Origin of the sequence: Nostoc sp. NMS8, assembly GCF_017115045.1 — a bacterium.
Classification (GTDB): domain Bacteria; phylum Cyanobacteriota; class Cyanobacteriia; order Cyanobacteriales; family Nostocaceae; genus Nostoc.
This window is the reverse complement of the sequence record NZ_JABXKK010000048.1, coordinates 44,261-67,067: the sequence shown is the minus strand read 5'-3', so window position 1 is coordinate 67,067 and position 22,807 is coordinate 44,261. Positions and strand designations below refer to the sequence as shown.

At 41.7% G+C, this 22,807-nt stretch carries 23 protein-coding genes; 16 read left to right on the top strand and 7 right to left on the bottom strand.

The annotated features are described in order from the left end of the window. Window positions 1–30: 30 nt before the first annotated feature. On the top strand, window positions 31–756 hold the full coding sequence (gene sfsA / locus HWQ39_RS08445; protein ID WP_292843458.1) for a DNA/RNA nuclease SfsA: 726 nt from the start codon (window positions 31–33) through the stop codon (window positions 754–756). Window positions 757–1,038: 282 nt separating this feature from the next. Here sfsA and HWQ39_RS08440 read toward each other — a convergent pair whose 3' ends face one another. Continuing rightward, window positions 1,039–1,440 (bottom strand): fasciclin domain-containing protein, encoded by a 402-nt coding sequence (locus HWQ39_RS08440; RefSeq protein ID WP_292843457.1) that lies wholly within the window; start codon window positions 1,438–1,440, stop codon window positions 1,039–1,041. A 773-nt stretch (window positions 1,441–2,213) separates the two neighbouring features. On the opposite strand from HWQ39_RS08440, the gene modA (HWQ39_RS08435) reads away from it, so the two are divergent. From modA (HWQ39_RS08435) to HWQ39_RS08400, 8 genes are all read left to right on the top strand, one after another. Then, window positions 2,214–3,026, top strand: coding sequence for a molybdate ABC transporter substrate-binding protein (modA, locus tag HWQ39_RS08435; protein WP_292843456.1), 813 nt, complete (start codon window positions 2,214–2,216; stop codon window positions 3,024–3,026). Between the two features lie 62 nt (window positions 3,027–3,088). Next, window positions 3,089–3,703 carry a DUF642 domain-containing protein gene (locus HWQ39_RS08430; protein WP_292843455.1) on the top strand — a complete coding sequence of 205 codons (615 nt, stop codon included), beginning with the start codon at window positions 3,089–3,091 and terminating at the stop codon, window positions 3,701–3,703. Between the two features lie 273 nt (window positions 3,704–3,976). Further along, on the top strand, window positions 3,977–4,651 hold the full coding sequence (locus HWQ39_RS08425; protein ID WP_292843454.1) for a DUF642 domain-containing protein: 675 nt from the start codon (window positions 3,977–3,979) through the stop codon (window positions 4,649–4,651). A 589-nt stretch (window positions 4,652–5,240) separates the two neighbouring features. Further along, on the top strand, window positions 5,241–6,095 hold the full coding sequence (modA, locus tag HWQ39_RS08420; RefSeq protein ID WP_292843453.1) for a molybdate ABC transporter substrate-binding protein: 855 nt from the start codon (window positions 5,241–5,243) through the stop codon (window positions 6,093–6,095). A 66-nt stretch (window positions 6,096–6,161) separates the two neighbouring features. After that, entirely contained in the window at window positions 6,162–6,764 is a 603-nt protein-coding gene (locus tag HWQ39_RS08415) for a DUF642 domain-containing protein (protein ID WP_292843452.1), read from the top strand. 277 nt (window positions 6,765–7,041) lie between these two features. Beyond that, window positions 7,042–7,716, top strand: coding sequence for a PEP-CTERM sorting domain-containing protein (locus HWQ39_RS08410; RefSeq protein ID WP_292843451.1), 675 nt, complete (start codon window positions 7,042–7,044; stop codon window positions 7,714–7,716). Between the two features lie 406 nt (window positions 7,717–8,122). Continuing rightward, the gene (locus HWQ39_RS08405) at window positions 8,123–9,118 is read left to right on the top strand and encodes a type I restriction endonuclease (RefSeq protein WP_292843450.1); all 996 of its coding nucleotides are present in this window, start codon (window positions 8,123–8,125) and stop codon (window positions 9,116–9,118) included. A 556-nt stretch (window positions 9,119–9,674) separates the two neighbouring features. Continuing rightward, a complete protein-coding gene (locus HWQ39_RS08400; protein ID WP_292843449.1) occupies window positions 9,675–10,094 on the top strand; it encodes a hypothetical protein in 420 nt (139 codons plus the stop codon). Window positions 10,095–10,241: 147 nt separating this feature from the next. On the opposite strand, the gene HWQ39_RS08395 is transcribed toward HWQ39_RS08400, so the two are convergent. Together HWQ39_RS08395 and HWQ39_RS08390 are read right to left on the bottom strand one after the other, a co-directional pair. Beyond that, on the bottom strand, window positions 10,242–10,808 hold the full coding sequence (locus tag HWQ39_RS08395; protein WP_292843448.1) for an anthrone oxygenase family protein: 567 nt from the start codon (window positions 10,806–10,808) through the stop codon (window positions 10,242–10,244). A 32-nt stretch (window positions 10,809–10,840) separates the two neighbouring features. Beyond that, window positions 10,841–10,981: a hypothetical protein gene (locus tag HWQ39_RS08390; RefSeq protein WP_292843447.1), complete on the bottom strand. Its 141-nt coding sequence runs from the start codon at window positions 10,979–10,981 to the stop codon at window positions 10,841–10,843. Window positions 10,982–11,145: 164 nt separating this feature from the next. On the opposite strand from HWQ39_RS08390, the gene HWQ39_RS08385 reads away from it, so the two are divergent. Together HWQ39_RS08385 and HWQ39_RS08380 are read left to right on the top strand one after the other, a co-directional pair. Next, window positions 11,146–11,856, top strand: coding sequence for an RNA ligase family protein (locus HWQ39_RS08385; protein WP_292843446.1), 711 nt, complete (start codon window positions 11,146–11,148; stop codon window positions 11,854–11,856). Window positions 11,857–12,171: 315 nt separating this feature from the next. Continuing rightward, a complete protein-coding gene (locus HWQ39_RS08380; RefSeq protein WP_292843445.1) occupies window positions 12,172–13,167 on the top strand; it encodes a folate-binding protein in 996 nt (331 codons plus the stop codon). 92 nt (window positions 13,168–13,259) lie between these two features. Here HWQ39_RS08380 and HWQ39_RS08375 read toward each other — a convergent pair whose 3' ends face one another. The 3 genes from HWQ39_RS08375 to HWQ39_RS08365 all read right to left on the bottom strand — a co-directional run bounded on the left by HWQ39_RS08375 (window position 13,260) and on the right by HWQ39_RS08365 (window position 15,646). Next, complete coding sequence (locus HWQ39_RS08375; RefSeq protein WP_292843444.1) at window positions 13,260–14,228, bottom strand: DUF5331 domain-containing protein; 969 nt, start codon at window positions 14,226–14,228, stop codon at window positions 13,260–13,262. Between the two features lie 42 nt (window positions 14,229–14,270). Next, on the bottom strand, window positions 14,271–14,591 hold the full coding sequence (locus HWQ39_RS08370; RefSeq protein WP_292843443.1) for an NAD(P)H-dependent oxidoreductase subunit E: 321 nt from the start codon (window positions 14,589–14,591) through the stop codon (window positions 14,271–14,273). 80 nt (window positions 14,592–14,671) lie between these two features. Then, window positions 14,672–15,646 (bottom strand): cysteine synthase A, encoded by a 975-nt coding sequence (locus HWQ39_RS08365; RefSeq protein WP_292843442.1) that lies wholly within the window; start codon window positions 15,644–15,646, stop codon window positions 14,672–14,674. Between the two features lie 431 nt (window positions 15,647–16,077). Between HWQ39_RS08365 and HWQ39_RS08360 the strand changes: the two genes are divergently transcribed. After that, complete coding sequence (locus tag HWQ39_RS08360) at window positions 16,078–16,320, top strand: hypothetical protein (protein ID WP_292843441.1); 243 nt, start codon at window positions 16,078–16,080, stop codon at window positions 16,318–16,320. Next, entirely contained in the window at window positions 16,317–16,712 is a 396-nt protein-coding gene (locus tag HWQ39_RS08355; RefSeq protein WP_292843440.1) for a type II toxin-antitoxin system VapC family toxin, read from the top strand. Before HWQ39_RS08360 ends, HWQ39_RS08355 begins: the two co-directional genes overlap by 4 nt. Window positions 16,713–16,911: 199 nt before the next feature. Here the strand turns inward: HWQ39_RS08355 and HWQ39_RS08350 are convergent, their stop codons facing one another. After that, complete coding sequence (locus HWQ39_RS08350) at window positions 16,912–21,108, bottom strand: tetratricopeptide repeat protein (protein ID WP_292843439.1); 4,197 nt, start codon at window positions 21,106–21,108, stop codon at window positions 16,912–16,914. 358 nt (window positions 21,109–21,466) lie between these two features. Here HWQ39_RS08350 and HWQ39_RS08345 point away from each other — a divergent pair, with 358 nt between their 5' ends. The 3 genes from HWQ39_RS08345 to HWQ39_RS08335 all read left to right on the top strand — a co-directional run bounded on the left by HWQ39_RS08345 (window position 21,467) and on the right by HWQ39_RS08335 (window position 22,793). Then, window positions 21,467–21,742, top strand: coding sequence for a hypothetical protein (locus HWQ39_RS08345; RefSeq protein WP_292843438.1), 276 nt, complete (start codon window positions 21,467–21,469; stop codon window positions 21,740–21,742). A 107-nt stretch (window positions 21,743–21,849) separates the two neighbouring features. After that, complete coding sequence (locus tag HWQ39_RS08340; RefSeq protein ID WP_292843437.1) at window positions 21,850–22,245, top strand: hypothetical protein; 396 nt, start codon at window positions 21,850–21,852, stop codon at window positions 22,243–22,245. A gap of 200 nt (window positions 22,246–22,445) precedes the next feature. Beyond that, entirely contained in the window at window positions 22,446–22,793 is a 348-nt protein-coding gene (locus HWQ39_RS08335; RefSeq protein ID WP_292843436.1) for a DUF3040 domain-containing protein, read from the top strand. Window positions 22,794–22,807 lie beyond the last annotated feature (14 nt).

Genomic DNA, 22,807 nt, shown 5'->3' with positions numbered 1-22,807 from the left:
TATATCTACTAGCAGCAACAAGGTTCCATAATGATCGATTGGCTTTACCGTTACCCGCCTTTGTATCCTGGTATTTTACTCAAGCGTTACAAGCGGTTTTTTGCAGATGTTCAACTTACTTCTGGCGAGATAGTGACAGCACACTGTCCCAATACAGGGCCAATGACTGGAGTATCGACTCCCGAAAGTGCGGTACAGCTTTCCAAAAGTGATAATCTTAACCGCAAATTGGCTTACACTTTAGAACTAATTCAGGTACATGACAACGAGCCGACTTGGGTAGGTATAAATACGTTTTTGCCCAATCGGGTGGTAAAGCTAGCTTTGGCGAAACACCTTTTCCCAGAATTGGGCAACTATAGTCAAATTAAGGGCGAGGTGGTTTATGGATTAGACAAAAAAAGTCGAGTGGATTTTTTCTTGACGGGGAGTGATGAAGAACGCCCGATTTATTTAGAAGTAAAAAATACAACTTTGTCTGAAGGGAGATTAGCCCTATTTCCTGACACGGAGACTACAAGAGGGCAAAAGCACTTGCGAGAACTAATGGCGCTACTACCTTTAACTCGCGCAGTGATGCTTTACTTTATCAATCGAGGTGATTGTATTGAGTTCTCTCCTGGCGATCGCACAGATCCTATATATGGTAAATTATTACGCGATGCGATCGCTCTCGGTTTAGAAGTATTACCTTGCCGTTTTGACATTTCCCCCGAAGGTATCCGTTATTTGGGTTTAGCAAAACTAAAAATTTGATTATATCTAATTTATAGCAACGGACAAGGAGGTTAGGACATTAATTGATGATAAAACCTATATACAAACAGACTTTCAACCCAGTCCCCAGTCCCCTGCTATAAGAGAGACTAGCAATTGCAACCTCTCTACATGCATGAAACAATAAATCCATCTAGATAGTGTCTAGATGGATTTATTGGTAGTTGGTATTTATTAAAAAACATCCAACCAGGCTGTAATGAAGAAACGACTATAGGTAGTCGCCGCCCCAAAAATAGCATTTGCTATTCTGAAGCTTGCTTATGCAGGAATCAAAACTGTGTCAATGACGTGGATAACACCGTTATCAGCAGCAACATCTGGTGTTGCAACTGTTGCATCATTGATCTTAACGCCGTTAGATGCGTCAATTTTTACATCTGAACCTTGAACTGTTGTAGCTGTCTTCAGTTTGACTACATCAGCAGCCAGTACCTTGCCTGAGACAACATGATAGGTCAAGATTTGCTTCAGCTTTGCAGGATCTTTCAGTAATGCGTCTACTGTACCTGCTGGAAGCTTGTTAAACGCTTCGTCAGTGGGTGCGAAGACGGTGAATGGCCCAGGGCCTTTAAGTGTATCTACCAGACCAGCTGCTTGGATTGCTGCAACTAATGTCGTGAAAGAACCATTGTTAGTGGCAGTGTCAATTATGTTGGCCATGTGTTTTACCTAGTTCTGTGTAACTTGTTACAAATCTAAACTGTTTTTTTAATAAAATCTATCTATCGTTAGATGTATGTTAAATCATTTTTTTTATTGATACAATCAAAGATTATATATATTTTTATACAAATAAAGAATTATATGTACATTGTCCAGGCGGATGAGTTGCTGGATGCGTAGTTTATCGCCGCAAGCATCGCTCTTTTTTTACACAGTAGTAGGGAGCGATCGCTGTTCGCTAGATCAATGCAGCCCTTTATTACCAAAAAATTAGTAGCAACGATAATTAAAACTACTTTGTTGGTAAAAACAGGGTTTTAGATATTTAAGAATTATCTGGTATTTTTATAGCATAATTGATGCTAAGTTCAGGAACTCAGGGTTTTTTCAGGATTTGTATGCGGTTGCCTTAGCTTTTTGTCAGGGTTTAATAACCAAAAATGTTGGTAGTGTGCATATTTAACTGATATTATTTCATCACTAAATACATTTCACTCGCTGTTTGTGTGATTCTACTTGGAAATAATAAACGGCTCATTACACCAATGCTTTTAGCAATTGCGATCGGCCATTTATTTCCAAGAATTTCTTGTGCGTAAGACTTACGCTAAACGCCTCTCTAACTCCCATTTATCCATATTCTCTACCTCTGCCATTTATATGCTTTTTCGCTCGCCTGTGCCTAAGTCAGGTATGTCAACAATCAAACTTTTAGGTACTATTTTCCCAAAACTATGAATTTCATGAACAGAAGAAGATTTATTACTTGGATGGCTACGGCAGTTACCAGCATGATGCTGGTAATAGGCTGGCAGTTTGTCAATTTATCACCAGCCGCATCTGCAACCAACGTTAACGTGTATGCGGCTGTCAGCTTAACGAATGCACTCAATAGCATTAAAACTCAGTTTCAAAATGCTAACCCAGGTATCACCATTACTTATACATTCGGTGCTTCAGGTACTTTGTATCAGCAAATACAAAACGGAGGTACAGCAGATATTTTCATTTCTGCTGCCAACGACCAAATAGATGCCTTGCAGAGTCAGGGTAAATTGGTTTCAGGTAGCCGTAAGAATATTGTCAGAAATCGTCTAGTTTTGATTGCCCCGACGACATCTCCTAGTCCCGGTAGTGCTGCTCTCAGCAACATCCCTGGTTTAACCAACGCTAATATTAGAGGCATTGCTATAGGTGACTATACAGGTACTCCGCCAGTTGTACCAGCAGGGGATTATGCCAAACAAGTTCTTACAAAACGAGGTATTTTCAATACTGTCCAGCCCAAATTGGTTCTTGGAAGCAATGTGCGTACCGTTTTGACTGGTGTTGAAAACAAAACTCTTAACAATAAGGTTATTGACGCAGGTTTTGTTTACAGAACTGATGCTCTTATTTCTAATAAGGTAAGAGTTGTAGACACTGCCCTCACCTCAGACAGCGAGGCTATTGTCTATCCACTGGGTATACTCACCAGAAGTACAGGTACAACTCGCACAGCAGCACAGACTTTTTCTACTTACTTAAGTGGTAGTACTGCCCAGAACATCTTCATAAACACCTATGGGTTTCTTGCGCCTTAATCACTACAAAGCAAATCAAGTAGTCGTTGTCGTGAATTTTAAACTATTTGGAGTCATGTCTTGTGAAGCTCACTAAAAAACTCTCAATTACTGTTTGTAGTTTGACCACTGCCTTAGTTAGTACTGCTGTGATTACCAATGCTTATAAAGCAGTAGCACAAACAGGAGGAGGACCAGAACTGATTACGAACGGAAGCTTTGAAAGCGACCCTCTCATAGATCCTAACAATCCCACCGCTCCAAATCCTAATATTACAGGATGGACTAAGTCTGAGCCTTTCAATCCGGCGGACACACCTGGTGTTAATATATCGGGTATTAGAATTAGTAATTTTCCTAACTTTGGTAATCAAGGGTTATCGCTGAGTTCGATAGCTGGATCTCCTGAGATTAGCTACATATCACAGACTATCCCTACAGTTAAGGGTCAGTACTACACACTTACTTACTATTTCGCATCCATAGAGGAAGCACCTGATGTGAAAAATAAATTTCAGGTCTTTATTGGTGGGAAGAAGTTTAGTAATGATAAAAATACTGCTTTTCAACCATACGCGCCAACAACCATATCTTTCAAAGCGAAAGGAGAATCTACAGAGATAAAGTTTGGTTACAAAGTCAAGTATGCGTTTTTATTCTTGGATGATGTGAGTGTCAAATCTGTACCTGAACCTTAAGGATAAAACTATCGCAGGATGACTAAACCATAGACCTGCCATATCTGGCTCTATAATGTCGAGAATGCCACTGAAATTTATCTGAGAAAAACTCAATCATGAGTTTATAAAGAGATTGTCTTAAAGTATATGAATTATCATTTATATCAATAGCAAACTCTTATAAACTAGAGTCAAACTTCAGCTTTATTGACACTACTTAGAGCCAGCATAAATGTAATTATCAATTTGTTATAATTGCCGTAAATTGGAATTATTTTGGAGTCAAGTTTCATGAAATTAACTAAAAAACTTTCAATAATTGCTTTTGGTTTTACTACTACCTTAGCTAGTACTGCTGTGATTACTGGTACTTATATTCCAGTAGCGCAAGCAAATTACGATCATAACTGGGTTCCAGATCCTAGTGACATTGTTTTTAACGGAGGATTTGAACTTGACCCCCTCGTAGATCCTAACGATCCCACCGCTCCAAATCCTAATATTACAGGATGGACTAAGTCTGGTAATCCGATAGATATATCAGGGACTAGAATTAGCAACTTCCCTCAAAGTAATAATCAGGGTTTAAAAATTGGTGGATTTATAGACCTCAGCTACATATCACAGACGCTTTCTACAAAACCTGGTCAAGAATACGAACTGAGTTACTATTTAGCATCTATAGCTGAGGAACCAGATATTGATAATCAGTTCCAAACATTTGTAGGGGGAAAAAATGTTTTCGATCAAAAAAATATTGATTTTCAACCATACACGCCATATAAGTTCAATTTCACAGCAGACACATCATCCACAGAGTTAAAGTTTGGAGCTGTGGATAGACGCGCAATTTTATCCTTAGATACTGTGAGTGTTAAGCCTGTACCCGAACCATTCAATCTAGGAGGAATAGCAATTGCAGGCTTGCTGGGATTATGGCTGAAGAAAAAGAAGGCAATTAGCTAGTGGTGCATTAGAGCAAAAAAAGTAACCAGCCTTGTTTTCTAAATCCACTTACCTTGGAGAGATGCAAGGCGTGAACAATATAAAAGTGACTTTTTCGGATGTTCGCGCTTGCGTCTTTAGAAGGAGAAGGTCAGTCACTTTTTTTTATAGGTTATGCACTGAAAATAATAGTCATTTTTTCCCCCTATTGGAAAAGGTAAAAATTCAGCACTTAAAAGTAAAAATATAAAATTAATTTATGATAATTGTTATATTGATTTATGAAATTTTCCCCTGATTATTTAATTATTCTGAATCCAGAATTATGACTCCTGAATCATTACTAAAAATCACAGATAATTTATTTTTTATATTTTAATTGTCATACCAGGCTCTATTTACCAATTTATTTGGTAATTATTTTAGTTTTTACCTACTTTAATGGTATAATCTCATCTATTCTCTCCCTTTTACTCTCTGTTTAAGTAAACCTACTGGAAAATCGTCAATTTCCATCGTCGGAAACGCTTTGGGTAATTCCGGCTTGGTTTTTTGTTTCCAGGTATCAATAGATATGAGTGATGGGATTTCATCTTAAACTATAACTTTCATGAACAGAAGAAGACTTATCGCTTGGATTGCTACGGCAGTTACCAGCATGATGCTGGTAATAGGCTTCCAGTTTGTCAATTTATCGCCAGCAAACTCCACAACCACACTTAGAGTGTTTGCGGCTTCCAGCTTAACAAACGCGATGAATGACATTAAGACTCAGTACCAAACTGCTAACCCAAGCGTCAGCATTGTTTATACCTTTGGTGCTTCTGGTACTTTACTTAGCCAAATACAAGGAGGAGCAGTAGCAGATATTTTCATTTCTGCTGCCACCGACCAAATGGATGTCTTACAGAATGCAACTCCAAGTAAATTGGTTTCAGGTAGCCGTAAAAACATTGTCAAAAACCGTTTAGTTTTGATTGCTCCTACAACACCTCCTGTTAGTGCTGGTAGTGCTGCTCTGACTAGCTTCAATGGTTTGACTAACGCCAACATTACTGGTATTGCCATAGGTGATTACACAGGGACTCCACCAGTTGTACCAGCAGGAAATTATGCTAAACAAGTTCTGACTAGCCGAGGTATTTTCACTACTGTTAGTCCTAAAACATACCTCGCTAGCAATGTGCGTAACGTCTTAACTGCTGTTGAAAATAAAACTCTTGTAGTTGGCGGCGTAAGTAAAACTATTGATGCAGGTGCCGTTTACAAAACTGATGCTGCAATTTCTACCAAGGTAAGAGTCGTAGAAACGGCCCTCACAACAGAGAGCGATCCGATTGTCTATCCACTGGGCATACTCGCCAACACTACAGTTTTATCGACAGCACAGAGTTTTTCTACCTACTTAAGTGGTACTACTGCTCAGAATATCTTCAAAAATACTTACGGGTTTATCTTGCCTTAATCACCACAAAGTAAATCAATTAAGTACTCGTTGTCGTGAATTTTGAACTATTTGGAGTTATGTCTTGTGAAGTTCAATAAAAAACTCTCAATTATTTTTTGTAGTTTGACTACTGCTCTCTTTAATGCTGCTGTGATTACCAATACTTATAAGTCAGCAGCACAAGCAGATGGAGCAGAACTGATTACCAACGGGGGATTTGAAAACGATTCTCTTGTAGATCCAAATAATCCCAATGCTACAAATCCTAATCTTACAGGATGGATTAAAAATGGCGATCCGGTAGATACGTCGGGTACTAGGATTGACAATTTTGCTAACAGTGGTAACCAAGGTTTATCGCTTGGTGGATTTTCAGACTTGAGCTACATATCACAGAATGTCCCTACAGTCGTTAATCAATACTACCGACTTACTTTCTATTTAGCATCTACAGAAGAAGCACCCGATCTGGATAATAAATTTCAGGCTTTTATACGTGAAAAGCCGGTTTGTACGAAAACAAATACTTCTCACCAACCCTACACACAATACACGTTTTATTTTCAAGCCAAAGAAACATCCACCGAGATCAGGTTTGCTTCCAGAGTCAAGTATGCATTTTTATATTTGGATGATGTGAGTTTCAAATCTACAGATCAACAAGGTCAAAACTCTGTATGTGAGTGATGCTCCGGGAGTGAATAAGCCACAGAGCGCGAGCTAACCATCACTCTCTTCAAATCCCAAGCGATATCTGGCTCTATAGTGTTGAGAATGCCACTTAAATTCATCTGATTAAAAAACTCCATCATCGCTTTATGGAGAGATTATCTATGGTGAATAGCTAACTTTTATCAACCTGAATAAAGTGTTTATTTTTCTTGACACCAATTAGAGCCAGCATAGATGTAACTATCAACTTGTTTTAACTGTCGTAAATTGTAATCATTTGGAGTCAAGTTTTATGAAGTTCACTAAAAAACTTTCAATTATTGTTTTTAGTTTTACCACTAACTTAATTAGCACTGCTGTGATTACCAATACTTTTAATACAGCAGTACAAGCGGCAGAACTTGTTAGAAATGGAAGCTTTGAACTCGATCCTCTCGTAGATCCTAACAATCCCAACGTTACAAATCCTAATGTTACAGACTGGATTAAATCTGGCGATCCGATCGATACATCAGGGATTAGAATTAACAATTTTCCTCAGCGTGATAGTGGTAATCAAGGTTTATCGATTGGTTCATTTGTAAATCCTGCTTACATATCTCAGAATTTGGCTACAACTATCGGTAGTAATTATAATCTCAGTTTCTTTTTAGGGACAGATGAAGATAGCAGTCAAGTTGATAACATATTTCAGGCATTTATCGATGGAAATCAAGTTTTTGATAAAATAAATACTATAAATGTTGCTGGAAATCCTTTCACCCAATATGACTTAAATTTTGTGGCGACAACATCATCTACAGAGTTAAAGTTGGGTGGTAGAGCTAGCTATGGTTTTTTATACTTGGATAATGTGAGTGTAAAACCTTTGACTATTACTGTACCTGAACCATCAACTATTGGAGGGATAGTATTAACTGCTGGGTTGTTAGGAGGATGCTTGAAGAAAAAGAAGGCAATTAGCTAGAAAACAGCCCTTTTTTATCACTCTCATAAAATAACAGAATGCAAATCCCTCAAATTACTATGTGGTAGTGATGAGGGATTTTGTCATTTGTCATGCCTCAATGCTATTACATTTACATTTATACCAATATTATTGGTAATGTGTAGCACAGGATACAATCTTGCCGATCGAGTTCAGCTTTGATAGTTAGTATTAAGTCGTATGAATAAGTTGGCACAGCACAATAAAACCAAACTATGTGAAGAAAGATAAACTAGACTAAAACACTCTTCGCTCCTGCCGACGCTCGCAGACTCGCTACCGCTGCGCTATCCTGCCTTATCCCAAAGACAAATTTTTACGCCGACTTACTTACTCCATCGAAAATATACCAACTAATGCCAATAAACGAGGCACAAGCTTTTTCATGAATCCAGCACAGCTAAAAAAAATAACTGTCAAAGCGAGTCGTGTTACAAGAAAACTTCGCCGCCGTTTTTACCTTACACAGTCTGCGATACCCCTACTTAAAAGACAGCAACACGAAGGTAGAGAAGGGATAACTGGGGCGGCGATCGCACCATCTTTGCTTACTTGGTTCGAGGTTATTGGCTATACAGTTTTATTAGAGCCAGATATTGCTTTGGGTAAGCACCAGATCGGGCGGAGTAGTTATAGTGACGTGGTTTTGTATCAGCGCCTCCATCAGGCTTTGCAGAAAATTAACCCAAAAAAACCTGATGAAGCGATCACCGCAGCTATCCATCAGGTTACTTCCATTCCGAGTTCTGACTTGCTAGAAAATAACCGTCGCTTTCACAAATTATTGACCAATGGTGTGGAAGTTGAATACCTGTGTAACGAAGAAATAGTTCATGACAAAGTTTCACTCATTGATACGTCTAATCTACTAAATAATGATTGGCTAGCTATTCATCCCTTGACTGTAGTTGAGGGGAGTTATGCTCACTATCCTGATGTAGTTGTCTTTATCAACGGTTTACCTTTGGCAGTTATTGTCTCGATTCAGCCCAGTGATGAACAGGCTACTTTCAAAGAAGGTTATCAGCGAATTCAGACCTACATCGAACAAATACCAAAGCTATTTTCCTACAATATATTCCTAGTTATTACTTATGGAAATCGGGCACGAGTCAGTACATTAACCTCAGATTGGCAGGAGTTTTTACCCTGGCGCACCATTGATGGCGAGGACTTTCCTGCCAAGGGCGCAACTGAACTAGAGGTAATGATTCAAGGTATTTTTGACAAACGGCGTTTCCTAGAGCAAGTATTACACTTGATAGTATTTGAAGAGAACGGAACCAGCATTAGGAAAAAATTGCTTCGCCGACCTTTTTGTACTACACAGTATTTCAAAAAATCTTTGCGCCAAAACTGGCCACACAATTTTGAATTTTAGGTTGACCCTAGCAATCAAGTCACTGGCTCTATTATTTAATTTTAGATTTATTCTTGCGTTTAAATTCGCTTTGTCAATATTTATTTGGAATAGCTTGCTAAATCTAGCTTTCACACAAATCCTAAGAGAGGCGGAGCCTCAACGACGAGCATTCCCAGTCGGAGACTAGGAACGAGGCAAACGAGGCAATCTAAAAGCTTGTACTAGGCTAGTTTTCACGTTAAGGAACGTTAACTGTCTTAACTGTCCTCTTAATTGTCTTAAATCTCTAGTTAGGCAGAGGTAAAGACAATTAACAGTCTTAAAGTTGCTATTGCATTTTCTTAATAAAACTGAGATTATCTGTTAGTTGAAGTTCTAAGTAGCATCATTGACCAAGATAGCTTAGAATTATCCCCAAAATCATCTACAGAACACCTTTCAATGGGAGCTTGGCAGGTAAAGTCTTGGTTGGTTTGGCAAATGCACTTATTCTTTTCTCGTACAAAAACTTGTAACGAAAGTTTTCTATAATTTATAGCAAAAATTAGAGATAAAACTAACTTTGAGGATAAATATGGATAATAGTAAGCATTCTGATATAGAAATAGAAATTTTGCTTTTGGGAAAATGGCGTTTTGATACGTCTTCGGAAAAAATCACTATTGAATTTAGAGATGATATGACTTATGAACAAACCAAAGTTCAAATGCTTCTTTTCTCTAGACCGAAAGAAATCATAACAGGTAATAAATTTACTGGGGTATGGTACGTAAGTCAAAAAAAATTGTATTTAAATGTTAGAGCAATGCCAAGATCATTTTTTAATTTCAGGGTACCATTAGCTTTTAAGATTTCTCTTGCAGATATCGCAGCTACTTTAGCTTCTGTCTTTATACCAGAAAATTATGACGTTATTAGAATTAATAGTTCTAAATTTTTTATAAAGGATAAAGAGCAATCAATTATTGGCACAAAATTAAATAAGACTAGGTAGGTGGGCGTCAATATTTGTCGTTGGGATAGCGCAGCAGTAAGTAGCCAGTCTGCGTACCCTTATAGAGAAGCAAGCTACGCTTTTAGCATCTCATAGAGAAGAGTCAGTGTAGGAGTATGTCACTAATCGGTGAAGGAAAGTAAAATATTACGATTTCGCCGCAGGGTAATAGAGCGCAATGGTGATTAATGCCGCTGCTGCAAGGGCTGTTGCTGCGCGAATGTGGTTCCAGATTGTCCAGTTGCTAAGATAGCTAGACCACAGGCTTGCACCTATGGCAGTATCAGGCTCGACTTTCGCCAGCGCTTCGTTGAGTGGCACATTGAAAACGATTGTCACGCCAAAAGTACCAATGAGGTACAGCAAGCTGCCAAGGAGCAAGTAGACAGCATCAGATTGATGCCACTTTAATAGCGAGGAGATAGCCAGAAAGATGCAGGCCATAGCTGTTCCCAAGAAGACTACCATGAACAATGGATTGATCACTGTGATATTGATAGATTGCATGGCAGCAATGCCTTGTGCTGGCTGGAGTCTGGCAAGGGCACTCATCACAAAAGACGAGAAGGCGAAGAAAACTCCGGCTATTAAGCCACATCCCAGTGCTGAGAAAAGCTTCAACACGAAATAATGTTGTTGAGTAATCAGATTTTGCAGCATTGCCTTATCCTCCAACCATTTGGGTAATTTGAAGATGAGCCGATGCGATCGCATCTGTTAACTTTTGCTCACCAGACTCATTATTCTCAATTAGTATTAGTATCTGATGGTTTCTCTATTGTTGGTTGTTGTCGTGGGCTAATGAATTCGGTCTTAATTGGTTTTCCTATTGTCTTCGGAGGTTGTGGTTTATCTTCTGTGGGTTGTGAGTTATTATTGTCGCTCATGTTAATTTCTCTCCTTTATAGGTTTCATCATTTGGCTGTTTTCAAGATTTCTTCCTGAAAGTGAATCAAGCAAGAAGTTTTTCTGATAATTGTGACTCCAAGCAATGTAATCTCAATTCCGTAATCCTGTTTAAAATTTTGCTCCCACTCCGAGAAAGTATAGTATGTGCCTGCCTAAAGCAGTCATTTATAATACAAGTAATTTACAGCTTTTTCATCCAATGGCACGAGTACAACTTGTTTATCCTAAAATCCCAGATAGCAAAAATTGCCCTTGGGAGCATTGTATCGCTTTCGAGAAATATGATGGTACAAATCTCCACTGGGTTTGGGAATCAGAGCTTGGGTGGTATGCCTTTGGTACACGTCGAGATCGATTTGATTTTGATGATATGGGGATTGCACAATTCAACAAAGCACATCCAGGTTTAGAAGAAGCTCCTGAGATTTTTAACAGAGATTTTGCCGCCTCTTTAGAAAGAGTATTTCAAGAAAAATTTAATTGTCAATACACTGAAATTACTGTGTTTACAGAGTTTCTGGGGACTAACTCTTTTGCAGGAATGCACCGAAGAGATGACCCAAAACAACTAATTCTCTTTGATGTCCAAATAGATAAATATATTATTACTCCCGAAGAATTTATTCAATATTTTAGCCAATTACACATTCCACGGGTTGTTTATCGTGGTAAAATCACAGGTCAATTTATTGATAATGTTCGAGAAGGTAAATATGGTGTAGCTGAAGGTGTTATCTGTAAAGGAGGTGGCAGCAACGGTAATAAGGGATGGATGGTGAAAATTAAAACCTATGCTTATATGAATAAATTACAGCAAGCTTTTAAGGATGATTGGAAAACATATTGGGAATAAAGGAACTGGCTTTAAGTAATCCCCTATATGATTGAAAAAGACGCAAGAGAGCAGGGAGCAGGGAGCAGGGGAGAAGGAACAGAAAGGGGAGATTCGACCCCACCTGTTGCGTTAGCTTCCCGCAGGATATGAGAACCACTTAACTCTGATTGGGGGACGTAAGAATATGTTCCCCCCTTCATTCCACGCAGGAGTCAGGGGTCATTTCCCCCCGCTCCCTGCCCCCTTCTCCCTGCGTCTTCGTTGAAGCTGCAAACGCTTATTTGTTAAGATTTCCAGTGCGACAACATTGAAACAGGGCAACTTCTCATCACCATGCCAACATCTACAATTGACGATAAAGACGCAGCAGCTATCGAAGCCGCCAGAGTTGGGGTTGCAATATGCGATCGCACCGCCTGGGGACGCATCAAAGTGTCTGGCGACGATCGCCTCAATTTCTTACACAACCAAAGTACTAACAATTTCCAAATACTCAAGCCAGGACAAGGTTGTGATACGGTTTTTGTCACTTCTACAGCCAGAACAATTGATTTAGTAACCGCCTACGTGAGAGAAGACGCGGTAATCTTGCTGGTTTCGCCTAACCGCCGCCAGTTTCTCATGGAATGGCTAGATAAATATATTTTCTTTGCCGACAAGGTGGAATTATCTGATATCACAGAATACACCAACACCTTCAGCCTCATTGGCCCAGGAAGTGATGCTGTTTTAGAAAAGTTGGGTATTGGCGAACTCATTGGCCAACCTTATGGTAGTCACAAAGTATATACAATTGCTCCGGCGGAGGGAGTGCGGATTGCTGTGGGTAGCGGGTTAGCGGCTCCCGGATACACGTTGACTTTCCCCTATACTGATAAATCTTCAGTGTGGAACAAATTGTTAGAGGCTGGGGCAGTTGAGATGAGCGATCGCGCCTGGGATACTTTGCGAATCTTACAAGGACGCCCAGCCCCAGATTCGGAACTCACAGATGATTACAATCCCCTAGAAGTTGGTTTGTGGCAAACAATTTCTTTTAATAAAGGTTGTTATATTGGGCAAGAAACCATTGCTCGGTTAAATACATATAAAGGTGTAAAACAACACCTTTTTGGGATACATCTCAGTGCCCCTGCGGAAGTGGGAAGTGCGATCGCAATTGGAGATGAAAAGGTCGGCAAACTTACCAGTTACACAGAAACCGCTGATGGTTACTTTGGACTAGGTTACATTCGCACGAAAGCTGGTGGCGTAGGCTTAAAAGTCAAAGTAGGAGAAATTGAGGGTGAAATAGTAGAAATCCCCTTTGTCTCTCACGAGTATCCATAATTCGTAATTGCTTGATTGAGGTACTAAGTCCACATACTTATTTCCCCAGTCCCCAATCTCCAGTCCCCAGTCCCCAGTCCCCAGTCCCCATTTCAAATCAAAATATCCTCTTTCCCATCCCATCTAGTACCTTGACAAAATTGATCTACCCAAGAAGCTAGATTACGGGCATTAGTGGTTGGTAAATTTACTTTGCTTTTAACTTCTTGTGGTGGAATATTCTGATGTTTACCGTTGCTTTTAAGCTCAGTAGTAATTGCTAGCGATCGCACTGGTTTACCATTACTGTTAATCTCCGTGGTAATTGCCAGGAATGCGCCTACAGGGATTCGGGCAGATACCGCGTTGCTTTTGGCCTCTGTAGCTAATGCCACAGATGGCATAGTTTTGGCTTTGCTGTTAACCTCAGGAGTCATTGTCATCGTCAGCGAGGTTCCTGAAGGGAGGCGTTCAAGGGGCGATGTCTGACGATAAGCTGCAAAGCTGCTATGTAGTGGTTGATATTCGCTGAGAAAACTGGAGGATGGCGTTTTTATCGGAGTATCTGGAGCAATTTTAGTAGCAAATGCGCCTACCAACTCAGGTTTGCGTGTGCGAACTACCTCCGTTGTCGCTGTAACTGATAGCATAAGTTGATCGGTGCTTGGCGACGTGGAGTCTAGAGTCTTAGCAGAAGAATCAGGTGCAATCTTGGTAGCAGTTACAACCGATGACAGATGTTTCTCCTCAGAATACTTCTCATCTGGCGACTCGTTTTCAGCTTGGCTTGTAGCCATAGAATACTCTGATTTTATTAAACGTAACTCTTTGTCAGGATTAAAGTTAAGACCTAAAGCGGTGACTATTTTATCTGGATCGTTATTCAGATCCACCATAAAAGAAAGTATTTCATCAAACTGGGGTTCCAAAACAGACAGTGTTGCCAAAATAAAACCGGACAAAGGACGGCGCAGACCATCGTAAGTGCCCCAAATTCGCATTTTGACCAACCAGGAAATATTTTGTTCGTAGTAACTCAGCCAGTTTTGTTTTAAGGATTGACACAGCTGTTGGATATTCATTGGATGCCTCTCTTCAGTCAACAAGATTGCAGACATTGATATTTAGTTTGATTTTTGGGGATGAAACCGATAATAGAGCATCTGTTCGACTATTTGACCACTTAGCAAATGATGTTCTACCAGTAGAGATACTTCATCTGGTTGAACGCTGCTATACCAGACCATATCGGGTAATACCAGCACCATCGGCCCATTGCCACATTGTCCCAAACAGCTGCTAGCCGTTACCGTTACACCAGGGATTGGCAAAGCTGCAAAAGCGGCTAATACCTTAGCTGCACCTTGCTTTTTGCAGGTGCGATTTTGACAAACTTGCACACATCTACTTGTGGAGAAGTTTGATGATTGAGTTATGTTGTTCATTTGTTTTTTGTCCTTTGTCATTTGTCATTTGTCAAAAGTTGGAAGCTAATGACTAATGACTAATGACCAATGACCAATGACTAATCTATTGAAAGTCCTTTTGAGGCTAGCCATTCCTGGTTAAATATCCGCGACTGATACCGAGAACCACTATCACACAAGATTGTGACAATGGTATGTCCTGGGCCTAACTGCTTCGCTAAGGCAACAGCTGCCGCAACATTAATACCCGTTGAACCGCCCATTAATAACCCATCTTTCCTCAACAGTTGGTAAACTACCCGCAAAGCTTCTTTGTCATCTACTTGAATGGCATCATCGGCTGGTGCGCCTTCCATATTGGCTGTGATACGACTGTTACCAATGCCTTCGGTGATAGAATTTCCTTCTATCTTGATTTCGCCAGTTTTGACATAGCTATAAAGTCCACTACCCAGGGGATCGGCTACAACGCATTTAATCGCTGGATTTTGTTCTTTTAAGTACAACGATACACCAGCAAAAGTACCACCAGTACCAGTTGCAGTTGTCCATCCATCTATTTTACCATCTGTTTGCGCCCAAATTTCTGGCCCTGTGGTTTCGTAGTGGGCGCGGCGGTTGGCTAAATTATCAAACTGATTTGCCCAAATGGCATTTTCTAACTCAGCAGCGACTCTGCCAGATAGTTTGACGTAGTTGTTTGGGTCTTTATAGGGTACAGCAGGGATGGGACGAACTTCTGCCCCTAGTGCTATCAGTGCGTCTATTTTTTCTTGTGACTGGGTATCGGGAATAATAATTAGACATTTGTAGCCTTTGGCGTTGCAAATATGAGCTAGTCCAATGCCAGTATTACCAGCGGTTCCTTCGACAACAGTGCCACCAGGTTTGAGTAGACCTTTCTCTTCTGCATCTTCAATAATGTAAAGTGCGGCGCGGTCTTTGACGGAACCGCCAGGATTGAGAAATTCTGCTTTAGCAAGGATTTCACACCCTGTTTCTTCGCTGAAGCTGTTTAAGCGAATCAGAGGTGTGTTGCCAACAGTGCCGACGAAGCCATTTTTAATATCCATTTTGACTGTACCTGTGTGAGTATCTATAAAAATTTTGGCTTATAGCGATCGCATAATTTACATTTAATTTGCCTAAAATCCCATATCGCATTTCCCTACTCAGCAATTCAACAATAATCATAATTGTCTAAGCGATCGCATCTGGCAGAGTAATATTGAGGGATTGCATAAGCTGGTTACATTGTGAGCGATTAATTTAAGAGTAACGCGATCGCATTTCCCCTCAGCAATTCAACAAAAATCATACTGTGCAACAATAGCTGTAGCTTAGTCGGAGTAAAAACTATTGACCTGTGATTTCTTGCTTTAATTTCTTAGGCAGGCATTCATCAAGCAGCACTTTCATAAGAAGATAATACAGTTTTAAGAGCTAGCTTGAGAAATGTCGTGTTTCAGCTAAAATAAATAACACAGTCATGAGGCGCGAAGCCATGAGCATTCAAGAACTAGAGCAGCAACTCCTCAGCCTCGATTTAGCAGGAAGGATTCGCATTCTCCAACTTTTGGCTCAAAGCCTGACAGTGCCCTCAGCATCACAGCCATCCCAATCCACTGACGAACTTGATTTAACCCGCGATCGCAGTCCTCAGCATCCCCTACGCAGAATCCCCATTACTATTCCTCCAGATTTTGACGAACCCATGCCTGAATTATGGGATGCAATGGATCAATGATTTTACTTGACACTCACGCTTGGCTCTGGTGGCTCCATACTCCAGAGCAGCTTTCCGAACGTGGCCGTACCCTATTAACCATAGGCGAAAACCAAAACTCGCTCATGGTTTCTGCCATTTCTGTTTGGGAAATTGCAGTCAAGCATAGTGCAGGAAAACTACCCCTCCCCCTTGCCATCAATGAATGGTTTGCAATTGCAAAAACTCGACCTGGAATCACCATAGAACCACTTGATCCACTAGATGCAATAGCCAGCACTCAATTACCCGGCGATTTCCACAAAGATCCAGCCGATCGCATTATTGTTGCAATCGCCTACCGCCGCAATATAGAACTCATAACCTGCGATCAAAAAATTCTCAACTATCCACACATCAAAACAATTTGGTAAGTGTGGTTGCTCTTGTAGTGCAAGCGGTGACTTGTAGTGCGATCGCATCTGGCAGAGTAATATTGAAGGACTGCATAAGCTGGTTACATTGTCACAACTAATTTTAGATTAACGCGATCGCATCTCTGTTATCTCTATCGCACCTTCTCTCTGGGCAAGCCAACAAAAATCATTAAGATTAACGCGATCGCATTTCCCCTTATTTACCCATTGAAACTTGACTGCGGTCAAACAACCACCCATTGCCGACAATTTCCTCTAGGCGTTGATTGAGTCGGGGGAGGAAATATTCTGGATCATTTAACCGTTGCTGGACAACCCAAGCATCAAACGCTTCCGGCATTTTAATTCCTTGGGCACCCGCCACATCTAATACAATCTTGAAACTACGCTTTTGAAGTTCCTCTAACTGAGGATGACCTTCACCTCGGCGCTTGCAGAAGAACATTGCCGTTGCTCCTAGCAAAGCTTTTAGCTCATCACCTTGAGGCACTCTATTATATAAAACACGGATTAATTTAATGGTATCTGCTAATGACGCTTGAATCCTTAGCGTCAGCCATATTGCTTGAGCTAGGTAAACCAAACCGTTACTTTCAACTGTTAAGCCTAAATTACTCAGAACTGTTACCAAATCACCATAGGCACTTATTTGTGCAAGCGTGGAAGCAACTTGCTCGTAGAGTGTGATCGCTTTTGCGGTATCCCCTTGTTGGGCGATTACCAGTGCCATGTTGTTGAGAATAGTGGCTTTACCTTTGACATCGCCAATCTGCTCAATTATTTCTAAGGATTGCTCCCAAAGTGCGATCGCTTTTGCGATGTCCCCTTGTTGGGCGAATACCTGTGCCATGTTGTTGAGAGTTGCGGCTTTACCTTTGACATCACCAATCTGCTGTTGTATTTCCAAGGATTGCTGCCAAAGTGCGATCGCTTTTGCGATGTCCCCTTGTTGGGCGAATACCTGTGCCATGTTGTTGAGGGTTGCGGCTTTACCTTTGACATCGCCTATCTGCTCAGATATTTCCAAGTCTTGCTCCCAGAGTGCGATCGCTTTTGGGATGTCCCCTTGTTGGGCGATTACCAGTGCCATGTTGTTGAGAATAGTGGCTTTACCTTGGACATTACCAATCTGCTCAAATATTTCCAAGGATTGCTCCCAAAGTACAATCGCTTTTGCTATGTCCCCTTGGTCGGCGATTACCTGAGCCATATTTGCCAGGGTAGCGGCTTTATCTTTGACATCACCAATCTGCTGTTGTATTTCCAAGGATTGCTCCCAGAGTGCGATTGCTTTTGGGATGTCCCCTTGGTCGGCGATTACCTGTGCCATGTTGTTGAGAGTTGCGGCTTTACCTTTGACATCACCAATCTGCTCAGATATTTCCAAGTCTTGCTGCCAAAGTGCGATCGCTTTTGGGATGTCCCCTTGTTGGGCGATTACACCAGCTATATTTGCCAGGGTTGTGGCTTTACCTTTGACATCGCCAATCTGCTGTTGTATTTCCAAGGATTGCTCGTAGAGTGCGATCGCTTTTGGGATGTCCCCTTGTTGGGCGAATACCAGTGCCATGTTGTTGAGGGTAGTGGCTTTACCTTGGACATCGCCAATCTGCTCCTTTATTTCCAAGGATTGCTCGTAAAGTGCGATCGCTTTTGGGATGTCCCCTTGGTCGGCGATTACCTGTGCCATGTTGTTGAGGGTAGCAGATTTGTCTTGCAATTCCTCTTCAGGGCAAAAGTCTAAGGTTTGGTGAAAATGAGCAACAGCTTCTTGCACCAAACCCAAAACCTTTTCAGCACGGGCAATGGTTCCCAAGATGCGGTAGTCTGGAAAAACTGCCAGAACTTGCTTACACAAATCAAAAGTTTCCACAAAGCGGGAATTGCTCACCCAATTGTTTGCAATCCTATGCCCAATGCTGACAGCAATTTCCTCTTCTCTTGCCAACAATCCCAACCGCACAATTTCCAGTAATTCTACTTCTGTGGGGTTTTCATTCTCCTCCCACCAAGCTTGATGGATTTTCCTCACCCCTTGTTGTCGCGTTGCTTGCCATTCTTCCTCATTCAACACTGGTTCTAACAACGGTTCTAAAATTGTCGTCACCCGATAATTAGCTGGCTGGTTGGGGTGAGTGGTGGCCGACTCGACTAGGCTAAGGCTGGTTAGCTTGGTTAATTTTTGAACAAGCCAAGTATGAGATCCCCCCAGCTGCGCCGACCCCCTTAGAAAGGGGGTTGAGGAGGGAATATTGCCCCCCTTTTTAAGGGGGGTTGGGGGGATCTCAGAAGATGTGGGCAAAAAAGTAAGAACTTCAAAAATCTCCTCTGTCACCGGCAAGTGAAACACACTCAATCGTGCGAGAAACTTTTGTTCTTCCGGTTCCAAAGCAGCCAGTAGAGTTTGCGCCAAGATATCTTCGCGGAATTTTTGCTCAGTCGCCTCCAGCCGATTGAGTAATTCATCCGTCGCTATTCCTGGTTGCTGAATCACCTCTAACAACCACTTCAGCAAGCGGGGATTACCATCAGCTATGTGGATAATTCGCTGAGTTTTTAACTGCTGCCTAACTTCTTTATCTAAGGGAAAGCAGATTTTATCAATATCACTGCTGCTCATCCCTGCCAAAGATTCCAAATGCAGGCGATGAGGTGGCAAAGTGTCTTCTTCCAAATAGCGACAAGTAACAATCAGCCGACTTTCTCCCCCGTTTTCCTCCAACGCCCCACAAATCGCCCCTAAAATTTCGTAAGCTTCTGCCGTCATCCGCAGCGAACCATCTTCAATATTAGCTGTGGGGATATTCTGCTCAAAGTCATCTAGCACCAACAGCAAAGGTTGGTTGTGTTCCTTTTCAATCGCTGCAAAAAAGTTTTGCAACCGCCCTTTCAGAGACACCTTTGGTTTATTCAAAAGTGCTGGCACATCTGCAAACCGCTCAAACTTATTAGAAAGCTTATTCAGCAAACCTATTTCATCCAGAGGGCCAATCAACACGACTCGCGTAAAATTATCACGCTGCGTCTGCACCCGCGTACATAACCGCGCCGCCAGGGTACTTTTGCCCAGTCCGCCCATCCCGGCAATAAACACCCCGATTTGATCGCTGGTTTCCCGCAATGCCCTGAGACACCGTTGCAAAGGTCGTCTGCGTCCGACAAACTCAAACCTACTGGCAACTTTAACTAGATTATTCTCATCGAGAAATTCTTGCTCTGGCGCTGTAAACTTCAGCTTTTCACGATTTCTTGTTCTCAGAGGTGTCACCAGTTCGGCAATGGGGCGCGTATCCCGATACATCCGCAACAGATGCCAGTCAGTGCATTCTTTGTCAATCATCTCCTGCTGCGCTGCTTTGACTGCTGCTTCAACAGTTGCCCCCGTCGCCAAAGCTTGGTAAAGTGCCTGTGCTGCTACAATACTCGTGCGGTCATACACCGGACGCGCCCAGCCTAAAACTATACCTGCCCCTGCCTTCACCAACGCTTGCGCCATCGAGGGTACTGTCCCCTTATTAGCAACCTGTCCTGTATGACAACCAGAGAGAAAAGTTACACGCGGCCAGCGTCCCCGAAAGGCTTTAGCTAAATCATTGACGGTAGTAAGCTGCATATTCCCCACCTCATCTTCAGTGATGAAGCAGGGGGTATTATCTGGCAGCGTTGCACCTTTTGCCAGCAAATAGCGGTAGCCTTGTTGGGTATAAATTATCCCGTGTCCCGTGAGGTGAAAGACATCAAAATAGTCTTCGGGGTAGGATTTCACCAAATTGGCTAACTCTGCAACCGAGCCACTTTCCTCAACAATCAACGCCAAAGGCTGATCCTTAGTTGCTTGCAAAATGTTGGCTTCTTCCTGCTCAAACCCTAGTGGCGGAACTCTCGGATCTTCAGGAGAAGTCGCCATAAACAGCAAGCGCAAGGGGCGATTTTGCACGCTAATGATTTGGGTTTGACGCTGCTGCACAGAACGCACTGGTAAGACGGAAATATTTTGACGTTGCAGTAAAAACCCAATGCCATCATGCAGCAACTCCCAAGGCAAATGCGCCAATCCCAAGGCTACCCGTTCTGTTTCTGGGTTCAACCCCTGCGCTTCGCTGGTTTTAATCAAATCTAGAAGAATCGTTTGCTCATCCGCGTCATCCAGCGCCCTTCTCAGCCATCCTTCCTTACCATCCAGCCATTGATAAAGTTGCCGTCCCAACTGGATGAGATAGGGTAGATTATCTCTTTGTTGAGCATAGTAATTTTGCTCACACAAATTAATGAGTGCTGCCAACTCCGTTTTATCCAGGCGACGTGAGCCATAATCACAGCGCAGTTCAAAAGTTTCCTGTTGACTGAGGGCAAAGGTGAACTTTAGGAGCATGACTGACAGCAGTAGTTTCAACAGTAACCTTCACCTTATTATCACCCAATTCCTCAAAATTCTTGGTAATAAGCTGATATAAATCGTGTGTTCGGCGAGATACTGGATTAATGCGATCGCAGTTCAACTATAAAATCAGGACAGATAGAGGCAAATCTTTGCTGTTGTTAGGTCTGTGACTATACAGCACTGACAGCTATTATGCAATACAGACAGCCAGACCGCCAGCCAGACCGCCAGGGAATAGAATTCCCTGTCTAATGGTGCAAGTCCTCTAGAAGAGGACTAGAAAAACTTGGGTTAAAGCATTGACAGCTATTATGCAATACAGTACAGTTTTTCTTCTTGCCCTTTCCTATCATAGCTTTCAGCTTTGAGGATGTACCTCATAGCTGCCGGAAGCGCTGTATTGATTGATATTCGTTCAGAACACAAGTCCATTCTGTCAGAATACAAGTCCGTTCTGACAGAACACAAGTTCATTCTGCCAGAACGCAAGTCCATTCTGCCAGAACGCAAGTCCATTCTGTTAGAACGCAAGTCCATTCTGTCAGAACACAAGTCTATTCTGTTAGAACGCAAGTCCATTCTGTTAGAACACAAGTCCATTCTGAACGATTTCTCGTCTAGCATAGTGCAATTACTGAGCTATTAAGCTAATCTTTTTAAAAAAAACACCTGTTTTTGTAAGCTTTACTGAACCGCTACATTGTCCCATTGAGACACTCTAGAAAGATAAAGTTTAGTAAGAAGCATAAATTGATGCCACGCAAACAAAGAAGCTCTTCCGTCCTAGAAAAAACCGAAAAGAGAGTAATCGGATTTAAATCGATTGATTCTAGCCTTGACTTTGGTGATTCTATGAGTTTAGACAATTTAATCCAGTTAACTGGACAACTCCGCAACCAGATCGACCAGTATAATATGATGCTAACTGCCCTTGATTCGGCAAAGGCAAAAATAGAAACCCTTGAAAAGAGCATTTGCGAAACCTCAGAACGCTTAGTTAGTGGTGTGGTGTTGAAGTATGGCAAAGATAGCCGGGAATATGAGATGACAGGCGGAGTACGCAAAAGCGATCGCATTCGTAAAGCCACCATTACCCGGTTAAAATCCACCGCAGACTCAAAAGCGGTTGCTACACAGACAATACAATGAGCGATAAGTAGGTATTATTACACCCGATACAGTTCGGATCAGATCCCCCCGCCTGCGGCGACCCCCTTTTTAAGGGGGTAAAGATCAAATTTAAATAGTAATTTTACTGGGGTTGCTAAATATTTGCGTAAGTTACGATACAGCATGATTAATGAGTGAATGCTGATATCTTTTCATTGTCTTAGACGGGATGAACACCGATGACATCTGAGAGTGTAGGCGAAGCCCGCCGTAGGCATCGCCAAAAAGAACTTGAACACCGGGAACGTTTACTACGAGAACGAGAAGTTGAATTGCGACTCCGGGAAATGGAAACTAACCTCCATACTAACGATGCGGCTTTTCATCAAACTGTGAAACATCAACCAGAAAATTCTCAGAAACCTTGGATGCAAAAAGTGATTCTGGGTGGAAAACTGTTTGCTCTTGGTGTGGTAGCACTGGTTGCAGTGAGAATAGCTTCAGTGCTGGCTGGGTTTATTATTGTTGGTGCGCTGGGGTGGATGTCTTACAAATTATTTTTGGAATCTAAAAAACCTAATCTTTAATTAAGGTGTAATTA

Excerpts from the sequence above, each read along its gene's own strand:
- sfsA (WP_292843458.1), top strand. The coding sequence starts at position 31 with ATGATCGATTGGCTTTACCGTTACCCGCCTTTGTATCCTGGTATTTTA.
- HWQ39_RS08440 (WP_292843457.1), bottom strand. The coding sequence starts at position 1,440 with ATGGCCAACATAATTGACACTGCCACTAACAATGGTTCTTTCACGACA.
- modA (WP_292843456.1), top strand. The coding sequence starts at position 2,214 with ATGGCTACGGCAGTTACCAGCATGATGCTGGTAATAGGCTGGCAGTTT.
- HWQ39_RS08425 (WP_292843454.1), top strand. The coding sequence starts at position 3,977 with ATGAAATTAACTAAAAAACTTTCAATAATTGCTTTTGGTTTTACTACT.
- modA (WP_292843453.1), top strand. The coding sequence starts at position 5,241 with ATGAACAGAAGAAGACTTATCGCTTGGATTGCTACGGCAGTTACCAGC.
- HWQ39_RS08410 (WP_292843451.1), top strand. The coding sequence starts at position 7,042 with ATGAAGTTCACTAAAAAACTTTCAATTATTGTTTTTAGTTTTACCACT.
- HWQ39_RS08405 (WP_292843450.1), top strand. The coding sequence starts at position 8,123 with ATGAATCCAGCACAGCTAAAAAAAATAACTGTCAAAGCGAGTCGTGTT.
- HWQ39_RS08400 (WP_292843449.1), top strand. The coding sequence starts at position 9,675 with ATGGATAATAGTAAGCATTCTGATATAGAAATAGAAATTTTGCTTTTG.
- HWQ39_RS08395 (WP_292843448.1), bottom strand. The coding sequence starts at position 10,808 with ATGCGATCGCATCGGCTCATCTTCAAATTACCCAAATGGTTGGAGGAT.
- HWQ39_RS08390 (WP_292843447.1), bottom strand. The coding sequence starts at position 10,981 with ATGAGCGACAATAATAACTCACAACCCACAGAAGATAAACCACAACCT.
- HWQ39_RS08385 (WP_292843446.1), top strand. The coding sequence starts at position 11,146 with ATGTGCCTGCCTAAAGCAGTCATTTATAATACAAGTAATTTACAGCTT.
- HWQ39_RS08380 (WP_292843445.1), top strand. The coding sequence starts at position 12,172 with ATGCCAACATCTACAATTGACGATAAAGACGCAGCAGCTATCGAAGCC.
- HWQ39_RS08375 (WP_292843444.1), bottom strand. The coding sequence starts at position 14,228 with ATGAATATCCAACAGCTGTGTCAATCCTTAAAACAAAACTGGCTGAGT.
- HWQ39_RS08370 (WP_292843443.1), bottom strand. The coding sequence starts at position 14,591 with ATGAACAACATAACTCAATCATCAAACTTCTCCACAAGTAGATGTGTG.
- HWQ39_RS08365 (WP_292843442.1), bottom strand. The coding sequence starts at position 15,646 with ATGGATATTAAAAATGGCTTCGTCGGCACTGTTGGCAACACACCTCTG.
- HWQ39_RS08360 (WP_292843441.1), top strand. The coding sequence starts at position 16,078 with ATGAGCATTCAAGAACTAGAGCAGCAACTCCTCAGCCTCGATTTAGCA.
- HWQ39_RS08355 (WP_292843440.1), top strand. The coding sequence starts at position 16,317 with ATGATTTTACTTGACACTCACGCTTGGCTCTGGTGGCTCCATACTCCA.
- HWQ39_RS08345 (WP_292843438.1), top strand. The coding sequence starts at position 21,467 with ATGTACCTCATAGCTGCCGGAAGCGCTGTATTGATTGATATTCGTTCA.
- HWQ39_RS08340 (WP_292843437.1), top strand. The coding sequence starts at position 21,850 with ATGCCACGCAAACAAAGAAGCTCTTCCGTCCTAGAAAAAACCGAAAAG.
- HWQ39_RS08335 (WP_292843436.1), top strand. The coding sequence starts at position 22,446 with ATGACATCTGAGAGTGTAGGCGAAGCCCGCCGTAGGCATCGCCAAAAA.